The sequence below is a fragment of the Stenotrophomonas sp. SAM-B genome (assembly GCF_013387485.1).
In the GTDB taxonomy this organism is placed as follows: domain Bacteria; phylum Pseudomonadota; class Gammaproteobacteria; order Xanthomonadales; family Xanthomonadaceae; genus Stenotrophomonas; species Stenotrophomonas maltophilia_AA.
In genome coordinates, this window is sequence record NZ_JABBXB010000013.1 from 1 (window position 1) to 17,787 (window position 17,787).

At 67.6% G+C, this 17,787-nt stretch carries 16 protein-coding genes; 7 read left to right on the top strand and 9 right to left on the bottom strand.

Translation table 11 applies throughout. From position 1 onward, the window contains the following. Nucleotides 1-250: 250 nt before the first annotated feature. Nucleotides 251-1,864: an alpha-glucosidase family protein gene (locus HH110_RS17235; protein ID WP_176990792.1), complete on the bottom strand. Its 1,614-nt coding sequence runs from the start codon at nucleotides 1,862-1,864 to the stop codon at nucleotides 251-253. Nucleotides 1,865-2,180: 316 nt separating this feature from the next. Between HH110_RS17235 and HH110_RS17240 the strand changes: the two genes are divergently transcribed. Continuing rightward, nucleotides 2,181-3,179 carry a polyprenyl synthetase family protein gene (locus HH110_RS17240; RefSeq protein WP_176990793.1) on the top strand — a complete coding sequence of 333 codons (999 nt, stop codon included), beginning with the start codon at nucleotides 2,181-2,183 and terminating at the stop codon, nucleotides 3,177-3,179. Between the two features lie 158 nt (nucleotides 3,180-3,337). On the opposite strand, the gene HH110_RS17245 is transcribed toward HH110_RS17240, so the two are convergent. Further along, nucleotides 3,338-4,132, bottom strand: a complete 795-nt coding sequence (locus HH110_RS17245) for a dienelactone hydrolase family protein (protein ID WP_176990794.1) — start codon at nucleotides 4,130-4,132, stop codon at nucleotides 3,338-3,340. A 213-nt stretch (nucleotides 4,133-4,345) separates the two neighbouring features. Here HH110_RS17245 and HH110_RS17250 point away from each other — a divergent pair, with 213 nt between their 5' ends. Then, a complete protein-coding gene (locus HH110_RS17250) occupies nucleotides 4,346-4,942 on the top strand; it encodes an SMI1/KNR4 family protein (protein ID WP_176990795.1) in 597 nt (198 codons plus the stop codon). Between the two features lie 6 nt (nucleotides 4,943-4,948). Here HH110_RS17250 and murD read toward each other — a convergent pair whose 3' ends face one another. The 3 genes from murD to HH110_RS17265 are packed head-to-tail and all read right to left on the bottom strand — an operon-like array spanning nucleotide 4,949 to nucleotide 10,328. After that, nucleotides 4,949-6,358, bottom strand: a complete 1,410-nt coding sequence (murD, locus tag HH110_RS17255; RefSeq protein WP_176990796.1) for a UDP-N-acetylmuramoyl-L-alanine--D-glutamate ligase — start codon at nucleotides 6,356-6,358, stop codon at nucleotides 4,949-4,951. Beyond that, the gene (gene murL, locus HH110_RS17260; protein ID WP_176990797.1) at nucleotides 6,339-7,691 is read right to left on the bottom strand and encodes a UDP-N-acetyl-alpha-D-muramoyl-L-alanyl-L-glutamate epimerase; all 1,353 of its coding nucleotides are present in this window, start codon (nucleotides 7,689-7,691) and stop codon (nucleotides 6,339-6,341) included. The genes murD and murL overlap by 20 nt, the downstream gene beginning before the upstream one ends. Before the next feature lie 33 nt (nucleotides 7,692-7,724). Then, on the bottom strand, nucleotides 7,725-10,328 hold the full coding sequence (locus tag HH110_RS17265; protein ID WP_176990798.1) for a bifunctional aspartate kinase/diaminopimelate decarboxylase: 2,604 nt from the start codon (nucleotides 10,326-10,328) through the stop codon (nucleotides 7,725-7,727). 204 nt (nucleotides 10,329-10,532) lie between these two features. On the opposite strand from HH110_RS17265, the gene HH110_RS17270 reads away from it, so the two are divergent. Continuing rightward, nucleotides 10,533-11,408 carry a PhzF family phenazine biosynthesis protein gene (locus HH110_RS17270; RefSeq protein WP_176990799.1) on the top strand — a complete coding sequence of 292 codons (876 nt, stop codon included), beginning with the start codon at nucleotides 10,533-10,535 and terminating at the stop codon, nucleotides 11,406-11,408. 12 nt (nucleotides 11,409-11,420) lie between these two features. Here the strand turns inward: HH110_RS17270 and HH110_RS17275 are convergent, their stop codons facing one another. Further along, nucleotides 11,421-13,094, bottom strand: a complete 1,674-nt coding sequence (locus HH110_RS17275; RefSeq protein WP_194243818.1) for an amidohydrolase — start codon at nucleotides 13,092-13,094, stop codon at nucleotides 11,421-11,423. Between the two features lie 86 nt (nucleotides 13,095-13,180). Beyond that, nucleotides 13,181-13,615, bottom strand: a complete 435-nt coding sequence (locus tag HH110_RS17280; protein WP_176990800.1) for an OsmC family protein — start codon at nucleotides 13,613-13,615, stop codon at nucleotides 13,181-13,183. Nucleotides 13,616-13,979: 364 nt separating this feature from the next. Here HH110_RS17280 and HH110_RS17285 point away from each other — a divergent pair, with 364 nt between their 5' ends. The 3 genes from HH110_RS17285 to HH110_RS17295 all read left to right on the top strand — a co-directional run bounded on the left by HH110_RS17285 (nucleotide 13,980) and on the right by HH110_RS17295 (nucleotide 15,954). Further along, a complete protein-coding gene (locus tag HH110_RS17285) occupies nucleotides 13,980-14,378 on the top strand; it encodes an HU family DNA-binding protein (RefSeq protein ID WP_019185677.1) in 399 nt (132 codons plus the stop codon). Between the two features lie 258 nt (nucleotides 14,379-14,636). Next, a complete protein-coding gene (locus tag HH110_RS17290) occupies nucleotides 14,637-14,981 on the top strand; it encodes a DUF3861 family protein (RefSeq protein ID WP_176990801.1) in 345 nt (114 codons plus the stop codon). A gap of 376 nt (nucleotides 14,982-15,357) precedes the next feature. Then, nucleotides 15,358-15,954, top strand: a complete 597-nt coding sequence (locus HH110_RS17295; protein WP_176990802.1) for a DUF1439 domain-containing protein — start codon at nucleotides 15,358-15,360, stop codon at nucleotides 15,952-15,954. A 75-nt stretch (nucleotides 15,955-16,029) separates the two neighbouring features. Here the strand turns inward: HH110_RS17295 and HH110_RS17300 are convergent, their stop codons facing one another. Next, the gene (locus HH110_RS17300; RefSeq protein WP_176990803.1) at nucleotides 16,030-16,572 is read right to left on the bottom strand and encodes a type 1 glutamine amidotransferase domain-containing protein; all 543 of its coding nucleotides are present in this window, start codon (nucleotides 16,570-16,572) and stop codon (nucleotides 16,030-16,032) included. 121 nt (nucleotides 16,573-16,693) lie between these two features. Next, nucleotides 16,694-17,161, bottom strand: coding sequence for an SET domain-containing protein (locus HH110_RS17305; protein WP_176990804.1), 468 nt, complete (start codon nucleotides 17,159-17,161; stop codon nucleotides 16,694-16,696). Between the two features lie 173 nt (nucleotides 17,162-17,334). Between HH110_RS17305 and HH110_RS17310 the strand changes: the two genes are divergently transcribed. Further along, nucleotides 17,335-17,787, top strand: coding sequence for an SUF system Fe-S cluster assembly regulator (locus tag HH110_RS17310; protein ID WP_026070170.1), 453 nt, complete (start codon nucleotides 17,335-17,337; stop codon nucleotides 17,785-17,787).

A 17,787-nucleotide genomic window follows, 5' to 3' on the forward strand; every position in this document is an offset into this window, starting at 1 on the left:
CATGGATGGCGCGACATAAGCCTACACGGACGTACTTGCGGCGGGTCCCGCCAACCCACCCGTGCCCGCCCAAACCAGCACAAGCGCACCCCAAAGCGCCCTTGCCGTTGCAGTTGCCGTTGCAGTTGCCGTTGCAGCTGCCGTTGCAGCTGCCGTTGCTGAAGCGATTGACGCACCCCAACGCACGAGCGCGAAACAAAAAAAGGGCGAGGCACTCGGCCCCGCCCTCTCAATACCACCGGAAATCGAATCAGCCGCGTCGCGCGCAATACATCGACTGCGCAGGCAACACCAGCTCGCCATCCACCACCTCGCCCACATCCGGACCCGGCACATGCATCGCCTGCCACGCCCCCACCGGCAGCGACACCCGAGCACGCTCAGCCGACAGATTGAACGCCAACAGCAACGTCTCCTCCCCGTGCACCCGCTCGAACATCAACACCGGCTCGGCGGACTCGAGAAAACGAATATCTCCCACCAACAGCGTCGGCATCGTCCGCCGCCACGCCAGGAACTGACGGAACGCGTTCAACACCGACTGCGGATCATGTTCCTGCGTCGCCACCGATGCGGCCTGATGCTCCGCCGGAATCGGCAACCACGGCTCACCGGTCGTGAACCCCGCCTTCGGCGCATCGAGCCACGGCATCGGCGTGCGGCAGCCATCGCGGCCCTTGAAGTTCGGCCAGAAGGTGATGCCATACGGATCCTGCAGCGCCTCGAACGGCACATCCGCTTCGCCCAGCCCCAGCTCCTCGCCCTGGTACAGGCAGATCGAACCGCGCAGCGAGCACAGCATCGCCACCAGCATCCGGGCCAGTCGCGGTTGGGCCGGATGACCGCCCCAGCGCGTCACCGCGCGCTCCACGTCGTGGTTGGAGATCGCCCAGCATGGCCAGCCTTCGGTCATCGTCGCTTCCAGCCGCGACACGGTGTCGCGGATGTAACCGGCGCTGAAATCCTTCACCAGCAGCTCGAAGCTGTAGCCCATGTGCAGGCGGCCCGGCGCGGTGTACTCGGCCGTGGTCGCCAGCGAGTCTTCCGCGGAAATCTCGCCCAGGCTGACCGATCCCGGATACTCATCCAGCAGCACGCGCAGCCGCTCGATGAAGCCGATGTTCTCCGGCTGCGTATTGTTGTAGTAGTGGTACTGGTAAGCGTACGGGTTGTCCGCGCTGAAGCCACGGCCCAGGCGCTTCTCCAGCGGCTTGGCCGGATTGTCGCGCAGCTGGGCGTCGTGGAAACAGAAATTGATGGAGTCCAGGCGGAAGCCATCCACCCCACGGTCCAGCCAGAACCGCACGTAATCCAGCGTGGCCTGCTGCACTGCCGGGTTGTGGAAGTTCAGGTCGGGCTGGTCAGCCAGGAAGTTGTGCAGGAAATACTGCTCGCGGCGCGGCTCCCACTGCCAGGCCACGCCACCGAAGATCGACATCCAGTTGTTGGGGGGGGTGCCGTCCTCGCGCGGATCGGCCCACACGTACCAGTCCGCCTTGGGATTGGTGCGGTCCTGCCGGCTCTCCTGGAACCAGGCGTGGTCGATCGAGGTATGGCTGAACACCTGGTCGATCATCACCTTCAGGCCCCGCGCATGCGCCTCGGCCAGCAGCCGGTCGAAATCGGCGAGCGTGCCGAACATCGGATCGACGTCGCGGTGGTCGGCGATGTCGTAGCCGAAGTCGGCCATCGGCGATTTGAAGAACGGCGAGACCCAGATCGCGTCGACGCCCAGGGCGGCGACATAGTCCAGGCGCTCGATGATGCCGGGCAGGTCGCCTACGCCATCGCCGTCGGCATCCAGGAAACTGCGCGGGTAGATCTGATAGATGACGGCACCGCGCCACCATGGAGACTGCGACATTGGGGCCCCCCTTCGGGCTTCCACGGCACCCACGAGGGGGGCCAGAAACGAACCCGACAAGCTTAGCTGCGTGCCTCCAGTGGTGGGGTTGCTTGCATACGTATTCACGCCGGACGGGGCACTTCCCGGCGCAACTGCCCCCCGTGATGCGGCCGCCCGTCGCGCGTGGGACGGGGGGGGGCGGCCTCCCGGATTGGCACGGTTCCGCTCCGTCCGCCCGCGACCCTCCCCGTCGATCCAGCGTCCCGGCGCGTCTTCGCGGGCGGAATACGACCGCACCGCCTATAATTCCGCCCAAGCCTGAAAGTCAGACCGCATGACCATCACCGAAGACACCCGCCCCGCGCTGGGCCTGCCCCAGATCCAGACGCTCGCCGCGCCCGACATGGACGCCGTCGATGCGCTGATTCGTCGCCGACTGTCCTCGGATGTCGTGCTGATCAACCAGATCGCCGACCACATCATCTCGGCGGGCGGCAAGCGTCTCCGGCCGATGCTGGTGATGCTGGCCGGCCACGCGGTCGGCCAGGCCGGACCCGAACACCACCAGCTGGCGGCGATCATCGAGTTCATCCACACCTCGACCCTGCTGCATGACGACGTGGTGGATGAATCCAGCCTGCGGCGCGGCCGCAGCACCGCCAATGCGCTGTGGGGCAACGCCCCGAGCGTGCTGGTCGGCGATTTCCTTTACTCGCGCAGCTTCCAGCTGATGGTCGAGCTGGACCGCATGCCGGTCATGCGCATCCTTGCCGACACCACCAACCGGATCGCCGAGGGTGAGGTGCTGCAGCTGCTGCACGTCCACAACCCGGATACCGACGAGGCCGCCTACCTGCGCGTGATCGAGCGCAAGACCGCGGTGCTGTTCGCCGCTGGTACCCGTCTGGGCGCTTTGGCCAGTGGCGTCGATGAGGCCACCCAGCAGGCGCTGTACGACTACGGCATGCACCTGGGCTACGCCTTCCAGATCGCCGACGACGTGCTGGACTACTCGGCCAATGCCGATGAGCTGGGCAAGAACCTGGGCGACGACCTCGCCGAGGGCAAGGCCACGCTGCCGCTGATCCACGCGATGGCGCACTCGGATGCGACCACCCGCGAGCGCCTGCGCGAGATCGTGCAGAACGGCGATGCGACGGCGATGCCGGAAGTCCTGGCCGCCATCCACGCCACCGGCGGGCTGGATTACAGCCGCGCCCGAGCCGAGGAATACGCCGACGCCGCCGAGCGTGCGCTCGACGGCCTGGCCGACAACGATGCGGTCGCCGCCCTGCGCGGGCTGGCCCGTTACGCGGTGCAGCGCTCGCATTGATTGGAAGCGTGCCGACCAACGGTCGGCACCTACCGGGCGGATCGCCATTGACGCGCGCATTCCGGTAGTGCCGGCCGCTGGCCGGCTCCGCAGGGCTGCCGGCCAGCGGCCGGCACTACCCACCGAGCGCTGGCCGATACCCCGCGTCTCATTACGTCTCAGCGCGTCTCGAACCGCTCGTCGAAGAACTCGTCCAGCGCCTTCCACGCGCGCTTGGCCGCGAGCGGGTTGTACAGGCAGCCCGGCGGGCTGTTGGCGTCCGATTCGGCGAAGCAGTGCACCGCGCCGCTGTAGTTGGTGAATTCCCAGTCGACCTTGGCCGCGTTCATTTCCTGCTCGAAGCTGGCGATGTCATCCTTGCTCACGCCCTTGTCGTCGGCGCCATTGAGCACCAGCACGGACGGATGCGTGCCACCGGCCTTGGCCGGCAGCGGCGAGCCCAGCCCGCCATGCAGGCTGACCACACCGGCCAGCGGCGCACCGGCGCGCGCCATCTCGAGCACGGTCGTGCCGCCGAAGCAGAAGCCAACCGCGCCGATCCGGCTGGCATCCAGCGGCGCCTTCCCCGCCTGGGCCTTGAGCACCTCGATCGCCTTCAGCGCACGCGCCCGCAGCACGGGACGGTCATTGCGCAGCTTGGTCGCCACCGGCCCGGCCTCGGCATCGGTCTTCGGGCGCACGCCCTTGCCGTACACATCGGCAACCAGCACCACGTAGTCGTCGCCGGCCAGCTGCTTGGCCTTGGCGATCGCCGAGTCGTTGACGCCCTTCCAGTTGGGCACCATCACCAGCCCCGGACGCTTGTCGTTGTCTCCGTCGTCGTAGACCAGCACGCCGCTGAAGGTGGTGCCATCCTGGGTCCACTCCACCGGCTTGGCCTGCATCGCCGCCAGCGCGGGCAGCGCCGTCATCCCCAACAGCACCGCCGCACCCCACCGCCATTGCCTGTTCATGCGTCTGCTCCCGACAGAAAGAGTCCCGAGTGTATGACGGCCGGTTGACGGGACCGTGTAGAAGCGCCGGGTCCACGTGCCCCCCGCCTCGTGATCCGGCAGGCCGGCCGCGCCCGACCTCATCTGAATTAACCACCTCCGTCCCTGTTATTGAATTAACTACCTCCGTCCCTGTTATGGCAGGCTGGCCGGCCCCCGTGTACGGAACACTTCATGAGTCTTGTCGACCGCTTCCTGTCCGGCCTGGTGCCGCGCCTGCCCGAAGACGATGCGCGGATGTGGGCCTGGGTCGAAGGGGCCAGCGCCGCCGACCTGGCGCGCCTGCGCGAGCGCTGGCCGCAGGTGCCCGAGAGCCTGCTCGCGCTGCTGGCGCGGGTGGATGGCACGCATTTCCGCACCTACCCGGGTGGCGAGGTCGTGGTGCTGATGCTGGGCTCGGACGTCGAAGAGGGGCATTACCCCTACTACCTGCGCTCGGTGAACCAGGTCTTCGAGGACAGCGCGCAGTGGGATGACAGCATCCGCTCGATCTACGAGGAATGGCTGGAGGAAGACCCGGAGATTCTCGGCGACGGCATCGATGCCGACCTGCCAATGGGCAAGCGCCTGTGCTTCTCGCACTGCATGAACAACGGCGGCAGCTCGATGCTGTACCTGGATTTCCATCCCGCGCCCGGTGGCACGGTCGGCCAGGTGGTGCGCTATCTGCACGATCCCGACAGCTACCGGGTGATCGCGCCGAGCTTCGATGCATACCTGCAGCAGCTCATCGAAAACGACTACGCCTTCATCGATGAGGAAGAGGTCTGACGCGACTCAGGCGATCCCGATCCCCGGGATCGCCGTGATCTGGTCCGGATCGAAGCCGGCCAGGTCAGCGAAGTGGCGGCCACGGGCGACGTAGTCGCGGTATACGCCATAGCTCGGCGCACCCGGCGACAGCAGCACGACCCCGCCCTCCCCGCCGAGCGCGGCCTGCGCCAGCCGCATGGCCTCGGGCAGGTCGGCAGCGGCATGCAGCCCGAAGCGGCCGGCATCGGCCAGTGGCTGCAGCAGCGCGTGGATGCGCGGCCCGTTGGCCCCCATGGTGACGATCTCCACCGGCGGCACGTCGTGCGCCATGTGCGCGACGAAGTCGTGCCAGTCCAGGCCACGATCATGTCCCCCCACCAGCAGCGCGATGCGGCGCCCGGCGAAGCACTCCAGCGCGGCCAGGCTCGCGTGCGGCGTGGTGCTGATCGAATCGTTGACGAAGGTGATCCCGTCGCGCATGCCGATCGTCTGCAGGCGGTTGGGCAGCGGGCGGAAATCCTGCACCGCCGGGGCCAGCCTCACCGCGTCGAGGCCCAAGGCCTCGATCGCGGCCAGCACCGCGCACAGATTGCCGCGGTTGTGCCTGCCCGGCAGCGGCGTATGTGAGGTATCGAACACCGCCTGCTCACCGCGATGCACGACATCGCCACGCATATGCCAGCCCTGCGGCTGGTTGAACCAGATGACCTCGCTCTCCGGCAGCGACAACTCTGCCAGGTGCGGGTCGGCGGCGTTGAGCACCGCGATCCGCGGCGCGGCCTCGGTGACCAGCCGCAGTTTGTCTTCGATGTAGCGTGCCTCGCTGCCGTGCCAGTCCAGGTGCTCGGGGAACAGGTTCAGCACGATGGCGACCTGCGGGTGCGCGCCACTGCGCGCGACCTCGCCGGTCTGGTAGCTGGAGAGCTCCACCGCCCAGTACTGCGGCACCGGCTGCGGGTCCAGCACTTCCAGCAGCGGCAGGCCGATGTTGCCGATCAGCCCGGTGCGCGCGCCCGAAGCACGTAGCAGATGCGCCAGCAGCGCGGTGGTGGTGCTCTTGCCCTTGGTGCCAGTCACGCACACGGTGTCGTGCACGATGCCGTCGGCGGCGGCCTGTTCGGCGAACCACAGCGAGGTACCGCCGATGAACTGCGTGCCCTGCGCCGTGGCGTGCAACGCAGCTTCGCCATACGGGCTGATGCCCGGCGACTTGATCACCACCTCGAACGCGGCCAGTGCCTCGCCGGTGACATCCGAACGGACCGTCAGCGCGCCGTGGGTTTCCTCGCGCGCACCGGCGGCCTCGGCCTCCGGGCAGAACAGGGTCAGCGGCAGCGATGGCAGCCGCTGCTGCAGGACGTGGAACGCCGCGCGTCCCTCACGTCCCCATCCCCACAACGCAACGCGCTTGCCTTCAAGCTGCGAAATTCGCACGCAGACGCTCCCAGATCGCCGGCGGAATGCGGTGTTCGCCTTCCAGCGCAAGCAGCGGCTCGATCTGCAGTTCGGTGGCATCCAGCTGCGGGCGGATGTCGTGGACGAACCGCTTCACCAGCGCGTCTTCATTCCATTCCGGGCGCGCGGCCAGGGTCGCCATCGCGGCGCGCGATTCGCGGCCTTCGCCCACGCACTCGAACGGTTTGTGGTCCTGGAATTCCAGCAGTGCATCGAAGCCCGGGGCCTGCTCGATATCGTCGAGCAGGTTGCGGCCGAAGATGCCGACCAGGCGCATCTTGGGCATGAACGGGGCCAGCGCCAGGAACACGAAGTGGCACTTCGGGCAGACGCCGCACCAGCGGTTCACCGGGCGCTCGCCCAGGATGTGGAAATTGCGGTTGCAGCTGGAGAAATGCGCGTCGTAGACATCGCTCTTGGCGAACTGACGCGCCACCGCCAGCTCCGAGAGCGGGCGCAGCAGCGAGTAATAGTGCAGGTCTGCGGCGACGTGCCGTTCCAGATGCTCGCCGAAGGCCTGCTCGAACGCCCAGCCCTTCGACCACTGGTGATTGACCTCGCCCGTGCCCGGAATCTGGCTGCCATAACTGGCCGAGCGCTCGTTGGAGAACACGACCTGGTCCACGCCCTGCAGCAGCGCGGCCAGCACCATGATCGCCGAGTTCACCGCGGTGACCGGGATATGGCCGTTCCAGGCCCCCTGGCGGTTGAGCTCGAACAGCTCCGGGGCCAGCGTGCGGCCGATGTTGAGGATCGGCAGGCCGGTGCGCTCGGCGCAGGCACGGATCAGCTGCGAGCCGCCGATCCACGTGACCGTTTCGGCGATGCCCAGGCTGCGCAGCGCTTCGATGCTGACCAGCGAATCCTTGCCGCCGCCGATGGCGACCAGCGCGTGTTCGCGCAGGCCCAGCGCCGGCGCCGCGAAGGCCTCGCCGTCCACCGGCAGGCGGAAGCGGCCACGCAGGTTCAGGCCATTGCGGTAGGCGAATTCGCCCAGGCCGTTGAGGTACACGGTCTCGACCAGCGCCGCGGTCGCCGCATCGATCGTGTAGCTGTCGATGCGCACCTGCTCGGGCACGCCGGCCTTGTAGTAGCTCACGCCGGCGATCAGGTGCAGCAGGCGCAGGGCGCGCTGCACCGCCTCGGCACGGTCACCCTCGAGCACGAACGGCGCGCCCGGGATGGTCACCGTCTCGATCAGCTCCGGGCCGTCATCGAAGGCGTAGACCAGCTGCGCCACGCCCGTGTCCGCAGCGAATTCGCAGCGGACGAAGCGGAAAACGGCAACCTGGTGTTTATCAAAAGCAGTCATGGTGTATCCGGTTTGGAAGGCGGCTGGCAGCACTCAAGGACCATCATCGATGACGTCCTCGCGCGGCAGCTCGCGCTGGTTGTAGGTGTTGGCCATGACGTAGCCGTACGCGCCCGCATCGGCGATCAGCATCACATCCTCCGGCGCGGTCGAGGCCGGCAGGCGGCGGCGCTTGCCGAACACATCGCTGGATTCGCAGATCGGCCCGACCACATCGAACATCGCTTCGGAGTAGCCGCTCAGGCGGCTCAGGTTCTCGATGTCATGCCAGGCGTCGTACAGGGCCGGACGCATCAGCGTGTTCATGCCCGCATCCAGTCCGACACGGCGGATGCCGTCCTTCTCGACCACCTGGGTGGCCCGCGCCAGCAGCACGCCGGACTCGGCCACCAGGTAACGACCCGGCTCGATCGCCAACCGGAACGCGGGGTGCACCGCCTTCACTTCGGCCAGGCCAACAGCCCAGGCCTCCAGATCGAACGGCTCGTCATCGGCGCTGTACGGGATCGGCAGGCCACCGCCGATGTCGATGGTCTCGACGCTGCCGATGCGGCGGGCGAACCCGGCCAGTTCATCGCACATCAGGCGCCAGTGCTGCGCGGTTTCCACGCCGCTGCCCAGGTGCGCATGCAGGCCGACCACGCGGGTGCCCAGCTCGCCGGCGATGCGCACGAACTCATCCACGCGGGCGATCGGCAGGCCGAACTTGGAGTCCTTGCCACCGGTGCGGACCTTGGCATGGTGGCCTTCGCCACGGCCCAGGTCGACACGCAGCCACAACTCGCGGTTGCTGAACAGTTCCGGCCAGCGCTGCAGGGCTTCCACGTTGTCCAGGGTGACGGTCACGCCCAGCGCGAACGCGGCATCGTACTCGGCGTGCGGCGCGAAGCTGGGGGTGAACAGCACGCGCTTGGGCGACAGCGTCGGCAGCGTGTTGAACACATGCTTGAGCTCGCCGTGCGAGACGCACTCCAGGCCGAAGCCTTCCTGCTCCAGCACTTCCAGGATGGCCGGGTGCGAGTTGGCCTTGATCGCGTAGTAGCGCTGGTCGATCGCCTTGATCGCGTTCAGCGCGCGCGCACGCGCCCGCACCGTGGCCAGGTTGTAGACGTAACGCGGCGTGCCGGCTTGGGCGAGGGTCAGCAGGTGCTCGCGCTGGCCGCGCCACCAGGCGGTTTCGCGCGGGCGGATGGTGCCCGCGATTTCGCGCCAGCGCGGGCCGAACACTTCACCCTCTTCCACCGGCATCGCGCCGCTGTCGATCAGCTCGGCGTGCAGGATCGGCAGCAGGCCGTCCGCATCGGCCTCGTCGATGACGAAGGTCAGGTTCAAGTCATTGGACGACTGCGAAATCATGTGCACGCGTTCGCGGCCGAAGGTAGCCCACACGTCCGAGAGCTTGTGCAGCATCGAGCGCATGCCGCGGCCGACCAGGGTGATCGCCGCGCACGGCACGATGATCTTGACCTTGCAGATCTGCGACAGGTCGGCCGACAGCGCGGCCAGCACATCGGTGCTGACCAGGTTTTCGGACGGGTCGAGCGAGACGGTCACATTGGTTTCGGCCGAACCGATCAGGTCCACGGAGAGGCCATGCTTCTTGAACAGCCCGAAAACGTCGGCGAGGAAGCCGACCTGCTGCCACATGCCGATCCCTTCCATCGAGACCAGCACGATGCCGTTGCGGCGGCTGATCGCCTTCACGCCCGGTACCGCCGCGGCGTTGCCATCGATGCTGGTGCCCGGCAGCTCGGGGCGTTCGGTATCCAGGATCGCCATCGGCACGCCGGCATCGCGGCACGGCTTGATCGAGCGCGGGTGCAGCACCTTGGCGCCGGTGGTCGCGATTTCCTGCGCTTCGTAATAGTCCAGGCGGGTCAGCAGGCGCGCATCCGGCACGTCCTTCGGGTTGGCGCTGAACATGCCCGGCACATCGGTCCAGATCTCCACGCGGCTCGCGCCGAGCAGTGCACCGAAGTACGCCGCGGACGTATCCGAACCGCCGCGACCGAGGATGGCGGTGCCACCATCGGCGTGGCGCGAGATGAAGCCCTGGGTGATCAGCATGCGGGTCGGCTGGGCGCGGAAACGCGTGGCCCAGTCGGTCTCGGCACGCCACTGGCAATTCACCGAAAGGCGCTGCGACCACTCGCTCTGGCTGGGCTGCGGCGGCAGCGCATCGAGCCATTCGCGCGCGTCCATCCAGCCGAAATCCAGGCCGCTGGCGCGCAGGTAGGCGGCGCCAACGGTCGAGGACAGCAACTCGCCCTGGCCCAGCACCTCGGCCTGCCATTCCAGCGGCCGCCCGGCGGCACGCGGATCGTCCAGCAGCCCGGAAAGCGCGGCCAGGCGGACATCCAGCGCGGCGGCGTCCAGCTCGAGCTCGGTCAGGAATTCACGGTGGCGCGCGACCAGCGCGGCGACGCGGTCGCGGCTGTCGGCGGCGCCGTCGGCGATCGCGGTGAGTTCATTGGTCACCCCGGACAACGCCGACACCACCACCAGCACGCGCGAGCCCGTCTCTTCCGCCCGTTTTTTCGCCAGTTTGCCGATGGTGTCCCAGCGGTGACGACGCGACACGGAGGTGCCGCCGAACTTCAGTACGATCCAGCGATCGACAAGGGGGGAAGCTGACATGGAGGTGGAGGTTTGGGTAGTGAGGGGGATCGCCCGGCACGCCGGGCCGAACCCCCGATTCTATGCCAAGCCTGGCCGTTGCAGGGCCCGGGCGGCGCAGGCGGGCCGGATTTGTGCCGACACCGGTCCACGCGCCGCCGTACACGGCCCGGGAGGCGGCGCCGGTTGGTAAGCTGCCCGCCCGTTTTCGTCGAGCGTACCGCCATGACCTCCCGTCGTTTCCTGCAGCTGGATGTGTTCTCGCCCTACCCCGGCGCCGGCAACCCGTTGGCCGTGGTGCTCGATGCGCAGGGCCTGGACGAGGCGGCGATGCAGGCCATCGCCCGCTGGACCCGGCTGCCCGAGACCACCTTCGTGTTCCCACCGCAGGCCCCGGGCGCCAGCTACGGCATCCGCATGTTCAGTCCGCAGAAGGAAGTGCCGTTCGCCGGCCATCCCAGCGTGGGCACCGCCCATGCGGTGCTGGAACTGGGCGTGGCCGCGCCGGTAGAGGGCGTGCTGATCCAGGACGGCATCGCCGGGGCCCTGCCGCTGCGCGTGGACGGCAGCGGTGAGGCCCGCACCATCGCAATCCGCACCCCGCGCGCCGCCGTGGCCGAAGTGACCACCGCCGCCGATCCCCGCCTGCAGGCCGTCCTGGCCGGTTGGCCACTGGGCAGCCTGCCGCCGGCGCGCATGGCCGGTGGCCGCAGCTGGTGGGTGGTGGAACTGGCTGACGAAGCCGCCCTGCGCGCGCTCACCCCCGACTGGGACGCCGTGGCAACGCTGGCCGAGGCGACCGACAGCATGGGTGTGTTCGCTTATGCGCGCAGCCAGGGCCAGGCCTGGGATCTCGCGGTCCGCGCCTTCGTCGGCAATGGCCGTCGCTTTGAAGATGCTGCCTCCGGTGCGGCCAATGCCGTGCTCGCCGCCTGGCTGGACAGCCGCGACGCGCTGCCGGGTACCGCGCACGGTTACGTGGTCAGCCAGGGCCGGGAAGTCGGCCACGATGCGCGCCTGACCCTGCGCATCGATGACCATGGTGACGTCTGGTCCGGCGGCCAGGTGCAGACCGTCATCCGCGGCACGCTGGACTGGTAAACCCGCGGCGCCTCAGCGCGCCGCCTCGTATACCGGTGCGCCATCGACCCAGGTCGAGCGCACCTGCAGGTCGGCCAGCCCGGCCGGCGGAACGCTGAGCGGGTCGCGGTCGAGCACAACGAAGTCCGCGCGCAGTCCCGGCTGCAACCGGCCGACCTGGGCTTCGTCATGGCCCGCCCACGCCGCATCGGCGGTGAAACCGCGCAGCGCTTCCGCCGCCGTCAGGCGCTGATCGGGCTGCCAGCCCCCTGGCGGCTGGCCGGCACGGTCCTGGCGGGTAACCGCGGCATACAGGCCCAGGCGTGGATCGACCTGCTCGACCGGGAAATCCGAGCCGAGCGCAAGCCGCGCACCGGAGGCCAGCATCCGTCGCCACGCATAGGCACCGCGGATGCGCTCGGGACCGACCCGATCCTGCGCCCAGCCCATGTCCGACGTGGCGTGGGTGGGTTGCATCGAGGCGATCACGCCGAGCTGGGCGAAGCGCGGAATGTCCTCCAGCGCGACCACCTGCGCATGCTCGATCCGCCAGCGGTGATCCGTGGCGCGACGCTTGCCCAGCACCTTCTGATAGGTGTCCAGTGCGATCCGGTTGCCACGATCCCCGATCGCATGCGTGGCGACCTGGACATGACAGGTATCGGCCCTGCGCACCGCCGTTTCAAAGTCGTCGGCTGAGGTCACCAGCAACCCACGGTTGTGCGGGTCGTCGCTGTAATCGGCCAACAGCGCGGCCCCGCGGCTGCCCAGCGCCCCATCCATGAACAGTTTCACCCCGCGCATCTCCAGGCGACCACCGGCGTGCTGGTACGCGCCTTGGGCACAGAGATCCGCCAGGGCATCGCCATTGCCATCGGCATACGCATCGATGCGCAGAGGCAGCTTGCCGGCATCGGCGAAGCGGCGCATCAGGGCCAGGTCGGCGCGCGATACGCCCATGTCGTGCACACCGGTCAGGCCCTGGCTGACCGCCTTGTCCAGCGCGCGGGCCAGCATCTGCTCGCGTGCGGCCTCGCTCGGTGCCGGGATCGCGGCCTGCACGAGCGACATCGCTTCATCGACGAACACCCCGCTCGGTTGCCCCTTGGCATCGCGCACGATGCGCCCGCCGGCCGGTTGCCAGCTGCCCTTCAATGCGCGTTGCCCGGGTTGCCGTGCGACGGCACGCAGTGCCGCGCTGTTGCCCCAGCCGGCATGGCCATCGATGCGGCCCAGCCAGACCGGCCGGTCCGGGAACGCCGCGTCGAGATCGGCCACGGTCGGGAACTGTTTGTCCGGCCAGCGATTCTGGTCCCAGCCGCTGCCCAGCAGCCAGCCCTCGGGATTGTCAGCCGCGAAACGCTGCAGGCGCGCGACGATGTCCCGGGTACTGGTCGCGCCGGTGAGGTCGGCCTGCATCAGGGTGCCGCCGAGGAACATCAGGTGGGCATGCGCGTCGATCAGGCCCGGAATCACGGTTGCCTGGCCGACGTCGGTCAATGCCGCGAGTGGATACAGCGTGAGCATCGCCTGTCGGTCACCGACGGCAAGCACGCGTCCGGTATCGGTATCCCAGGCCAGCGCAGTGGCGGCCGGTGCGTCGGGATCGCCGGTATGGATCGTCGCAGCGGTCAGCAGGCGGACATCGGCCTGCGCGGTGCCGGCCAGCAGGCAGGCGATCAGGGCGGCAAGAGCGGTCGGACGCATGCAGAGACCCCACAACAGGAAAGCGGCGACTATGCGGCCGCCGCTTTCCCATCACAATCTGCTGTGCACCAATCCGTCTGCGCGGATCAGCCGGCCAGCTCGGCCTCGAGCGTGATCGGCACCGCGCTGAGTGCCTTGGACACCGGGCAGTTCTGCTTGGCGTCATCGGCGATGGCGCGGAACTGGGTGGCCTCGATGTTCGGCACCACGGCCTTCACCTTCAACGTGATCTGCGACAGCTGCGGGCCGCCCTCCATCGAGAGGTCGACCTTGGCTTCGGTATCCAGCGAAGTGGGCACGAAACCGGCCTCGGTGAGCTTGGCCGAGAGTGCCATGGTGAAGCACCCGGCGTGCGCGGCGGCGATCAGTTCTTCCGGGTTGGTGCCCTTCTCATCGCCGAAGCGGCTGCTGAAGGCATAGCGGGTTTTGTCCATCAAGCCGCTCTGGGGCGTACTCAATTGTCCCTTGCCTGTCTTGAGGTCACCTTCCCAATGCGCGGTGGCATGACGCGAAATACCCATCGTTGATCTCCTGCGGGATGAATGGCCTGGCCAGCCTAGACCGGTCCGCGTTAGCACCGTGTCTGGCTGCCGTCAGGCAATCGGCAGGCGCCGCCCCCAGCTGAATCGGATCTCAAGACGGATGCTGTTTTCAAGTGGTTTTCGTGCGACAGTCGGGGTGCGACGGTCCATGACCGATGGCCTCCGCCGCGAGGGCGGACCCTGTTTTTTGGCTATGACCTGATGCACTGCGGTAACGAAGGGCGTGGAAATCACGAATTTTTATGCGTTTGCCTATTGGCGGCGCCCCATAGTTGCCCTACATTTCGCTTGCCGACGGGGTTCGGCGCGACCAAACAACCAACCGTTCACGGAACAGGAAACCATGGCAAAGACCGCTAAGAAGGCTGCCCCGAAGAAGGCAGTAAAGAAAGTCGCTACGAAGGCAGCCGCGAAGCCGGCCGCTCCCAAGCCGATCAAGGAAGTGCTGAGCAAGTCTGGTCTGGTTGCACACATCGTTGAAGCGTCCGGCGTTGTCGCCAAGGACGTGCGCGCCGTGCTCGCCTCGCTGGAAGGCGCCGTCGCCGCTTCGGTGCACAAGAAGGGCGCTGGCAGCTTCACGCTGCCGGGCCTGCTGAAGATCTCCACCGTCAGCGTGCCGGCCAAGCCGAAGCGCAAGGGCATCAACCCGTTCACCAAGGAAGAGCAGTGGTTCGCCGCCAAGCCGGCCTCCACCAAGCTGAAGGTGCGTCCGCTCAAGAAGCTCAAGGACGCTGCGCTCTAATCCGCGCGCTTCCTGCAGCACCCGGACGGGACGGCTCACGCCGTCCCGTCTTTTTTTTGATTTTGCGAGGGACCTGCCGGTCGCTGCGGGGCTCGGCGTGCGCAGCGAAACACAGCGTTTCCGAACACGCGTCGGGGGAGCAAAGCGCACGGAAACACCTGTCCTGCCGCGATCCACGGCATGGCAGAACCGACCGGAACGCACAGGGTGGAACACTGCGTGCGACCGCGCCTGTCGTCGCGGTACGGATCGCAGCCTATGGTGGCCTTGTCCCCCACCGTGCAGGCAGCCATGGCCAGCTCTTCTTCCCAGCGTTACCGCATCACCGTCACCCCGATCGAAAAGGACGGCCTGCAGTGCAGCGGGCGCTGCACCATCGAGCTGGAACATCGCGCGCAGCAGGACTGGATGCGCCTGCTGGAAACCGCGCGGCGCACCACCGGGCTCAGCGGTGACGAGCGTGCCGCGGCGATCGTCGCCACCCAGTTGCTGCGCGATCTCGCCCGGCGTCACGCCGACGAACCCGACCATCCGTTGACCGTGCTGCAGCCACAGCTGGACGAGGTGCTGGCCGCGCTGGAATTGATCCAGGGCGCGCCCTGAACCAGGCGCCCGCCTGGACCGGTGGCGGACCGGGCAGTCATCCCGACGATGCGGTCCTGCGCGCACTGCCCGGGTTCTGCGGGCTGCGCATCACGACCCAGGCGCCGATCGCCCGCGACACGGCGACGCCCTCCCGACTGCGCGAAGTCCCGGTCCAGATCCGGGTCGGCACGGCGTGCGGCACGCTGCGCTTCGAGGGCTGGTATCGACTGCAGCCCCGCGTGGATGGCAGTGGCTGGGAAATCCATGGCGCCTCGATCCAGCCGGTGATGAACTGACCGCAGCGGAAAGGACGTTGATCTGCGTGCGCGTACGTCAAAGCTGGATTCAGCCGCACGCGCTATTGTTGGCCTCTCACTCCCCACGGCCTGCCGCCATGAATGTTCGCCCGCTGTTGTCCCGCCTCGCCGCCTGCACCGTGTTGCTCGCCGCCGCCATCGGCGCGCAGGCCGCACCCAGCGTGTCCGGCCGCCAGTTGTCGGTCGGTGCCACCGATGTGCAGCAGTATCTCGATGGCAGCTTCCCGCGTACCCAGAACGCGCTGGGCGGGTTGATCGCGATGACGATGAGTCACCCGCAGCTGACCCTGCCGCAGGGCAGCCGACTGGACCTGGGCTTCGATGTGGCCATGGCCACCGCCGGCGGCACTCCGGCACCACTGGGCAAGGTGAAGCTCAGCAGCGGCCTGCGCTATGACGCGCAGACCCAGGGCTTCCATCTGCAGGAGCCGACGGTGGATGACTTCACCCCGGCCAACAACGGCGGCAAGCTGGATTCACGCACGCGCAGCCTGCTCAACGCCTGGCTCGCCGATTACGCCCAGCGCGAGCCGATCTACAAGATCGACCCGAGCGTGGGCGCCCTGCTCGGCGCGCTGCAGGTGCAGTCGGCCCAAGTGGAGAACGGCAAGCTGGTGGTCACCTTCAACCAGGATCTCGGCGCACTCGTGCCGGCCGGGGTGCTGGGCAAATAACCGGGATGGCACCGACCAACGGTCGGTGCCTACACGCTAAATCGGTGCCTGCACGCTCAACGGGTGTCTACAGGCTCAACCGGCCAACGCCTTGGCCACCGCATCGGCGAACGCCGGGATGTCACCCGGCTTGCGGCTGGTGATCAGGCCACCATCCACGACAACCTCGGCATCGGTCCATTCGGCGCCGGCATTACCCAGATCGGTCTTCAGCGAAGGCCAGGACGTGACCTTGCGGCCCTTGGCCAGGCCCGACTCGACCAGCAGCCACGGGCCGTGGCAGATCGCCGCGACCGGCTTGCCTGCCGCCCCGAATGCCTTGATCAGGGCGACCGCGTCGGTGTCGATGCGCAGCTTGTCGGGATTGATCACACCGCCGGGCAGCACCAGCGCGTCGTAATCGTCGGCCTTGGCGCCCTTCAGCGGCGCATCGACCTTCACGTTCTCACCCCAGTCCTTGTCTTTCCAGCCGCGGATCTGGCTGGCATCGCCGGGCGCGATCACCTTCACCGAGGCCCCCCAGGATTCCAGCAGGCGCTTGGGTTCCTGCAGCTCGGACTGTTCGAAACCATCGGTGGCGAGGATCGCGATGTACTTGCCGTTGAGTGCGTGTGCCATGGAGCGGCTCCAGTAAGTGGGAGCGCCCAGTGTGGCCACGTGCGCATTGGGCGACGGTGACCACGATGTGCACAGCGTGTCGGCGCAACCACCGACCCTCAGTCGGTGGTTGCCAACGGTATCAGCGCTTGGGCTGCAGCATGGTGCCGGTGCACTTCTTCGAGCCGCAGCGGCATTCCCAGATCTTCTTCAGGCGCGCGGTGTGACGCTCGGCCAGCGTGATGCCGTAGTTGTAGGTCAGTTCATCGCCCGGCTTGATGTCCTTGATCGCCTCGATGAAGACCTTGTCCTCGCGCCGGTTGTCGCCCTCGGCTTCCTCGATCACGGCCTCGCAGTTCGGATCGCAGCTGTGGTTGAGCCAGCGCGCGTCGTTGCCCTTGTAGTTCGCATCGATGACGTAGTCGTCATTGAGGGTGAACAGGAAGGTATGACCGCTCTCCACATCCCCGGTGTCGTCGGCATCCACGTCAGCGTGGCTGCGCAGCAGACCCTTGTACTGGATGACCCGCTCGCCCTTCTTGATCGGCGCCAGCGCGAACACGCCATTGCCATGGATGGTGGACTTGCGGGCCTGGATCTTCTTGGGCATCTGGCTGACCGTTGCGGTGGGAAGCCCCGATTCTCGCTTAATCTTTGTGATTGCCAAAGCGATGCGGCGCAATAGGCGTCCAAGGCCGCCCTGCGGGCGCCTGAACGGGCGGGTTGGATGCCGCCGGAGAAAAGCGTACAATTTCAGTCCGCTTTATGGTTCTGCACCCCACCATGCTCCGCGTCACCAAGCTTACCGATTACGCCACCGTCGTGTTGACCGTGCTCGCCGCCCGTCCGGGCGAGGTGCTCAGTGCGACTGAACTGGCCGAGTTTGCCCGTCTGGAACCGCCGACTGTCAGCAAACTGCTCAAGCCGCTGGCCCAGGCCGGTCTGGTCGAGGGCCTGCGCGGCGTCCGCGGCGGCTACCGGCTGACCCGCGCGGCGGACCAGATCACGCTGTTCGAGATCGTGGAAGCCATGGAAGGGCCGCTTGGCCTGACCGAGTGCGCCCACGACCACAGCCAGTGCGGCCGCGAGCTGCAGTGTGGCGCGCGCAGCAGCTGGCGGATGATCAACGACGTGGTGTCCGAAGCGCTGCGCGCGGTCACCCTGGCGCAGATCCTGCCCCCTCTTCCCCTTGTTGACGCCCACCGCCGCGCGATCGCGGCGGATGTCGTCTCCTGA

Bases quoted from the DNA above. Each gene is read 5' to 3' on its own strand.
- HH110_RS17235 (WP_176990792.1), bottom strand. From the start codon at position 1,864: ATGTCGCAGTCTCCATGGTGGCGCGGTGCCGTCATCTATCAGATCTAC.
- HH110_RS17240 (WP_176990793.1), top strand. From the start codon at position 2,181: ATGACCATCACCGAAGACACCCGCCCCGCGCTGGGCCTGCCCCAGATC.
- HH110_RS17245 (WP_176990794.1), bottom strand. From the start codon at position 4,132: ATGAACAGGCAATGGCGGTGGGGTGCGGCGGTGCTGTTGGGGATGACG.
- HH110_RS17250 (WP_176990795.1), top strand. From the start codon at position 4,346: ATGAGTCTTGTCGACCGCTTCCTGTCCGGCCTGGTGCCGCGCCTGCCC.
- murL (WP_176990797.1), bottom strand. From the start codon at position 7,691: ATGACTGCTTTTGATAAACACCAGGTTGCCGTTTTCCGCTTCGTCCGC.
- HH110_RS17265 (WP_176990798.1), bottom strand. From the start codon at position 10,328: ATGTCAGCTTCCCCCCTTGTCGATCGCTGGATCGTACTGAAGTTCGGC.
- HH110_RS17270 (WP_176990799.1), top strand. From the start codon at position 10,533: ATGACCTCCCGTCGTTTCCTGCAGCTGGATGTGTTCTCGCCCTACCCC.
- HH110_RS17275 (WP_194243818.1), bottom strand. From the start codon at position 13,094: ATGCGTCCGACCGCTCTTGCCGCCCTGATCGCCTGCCTGCTGGCCGGC.
- HH110_RS17280 (WP_176990800.1), bottom strand. From the start codon at position 13,615: ATGGGTATTTCGCGTCATGCCACCGCGCATTGGGAAGGTGACCTCAAG.
- HH110_RS17285 (WP_019185677.1), top strand. From the start codon at position 13,980: ATGGCAAAGACCGCTAAGAAGGCTGCCCCGAAGAAGGCAGTAAAGAAA.
- HH110_RS17290 (WP_176990801.1), top strand. From the start codon at position 14,637: ATGGTGGCCTTGTCCCCCACCGTGCAGGCAGCCATGGCCAGCTCTTCT.
- HH110_RS17295 (WP_176990802.1), top strand. From the start codon at position 15,358: ATGAATGTTCGCCCGCTGTTGTCCCGCCTCGCCGCCTGCACCGTGTTG.
- HH110_RS17300 (WP_176990803.1), bottom strand. From the start codon at position 16,572: ATGGCACACGCACTCAACGGCAAGTACATCGCGATCCTCGCCACCGAT.
- HH110_RS17305 (WP_176990804.1), bottom strand. From the start codon at position 17,161: ATGCCCAAGAAGATCCAGGCCCGCAAGTCCACCATCCATGGCAATGGC.
- HH110_RS17310 (WP_026070170.1), top strand. From the start codon at position 17,335: ATGCTCCGCGTCACCAAGCTTACCGATTACGCCACCGTCGTGTTGACC.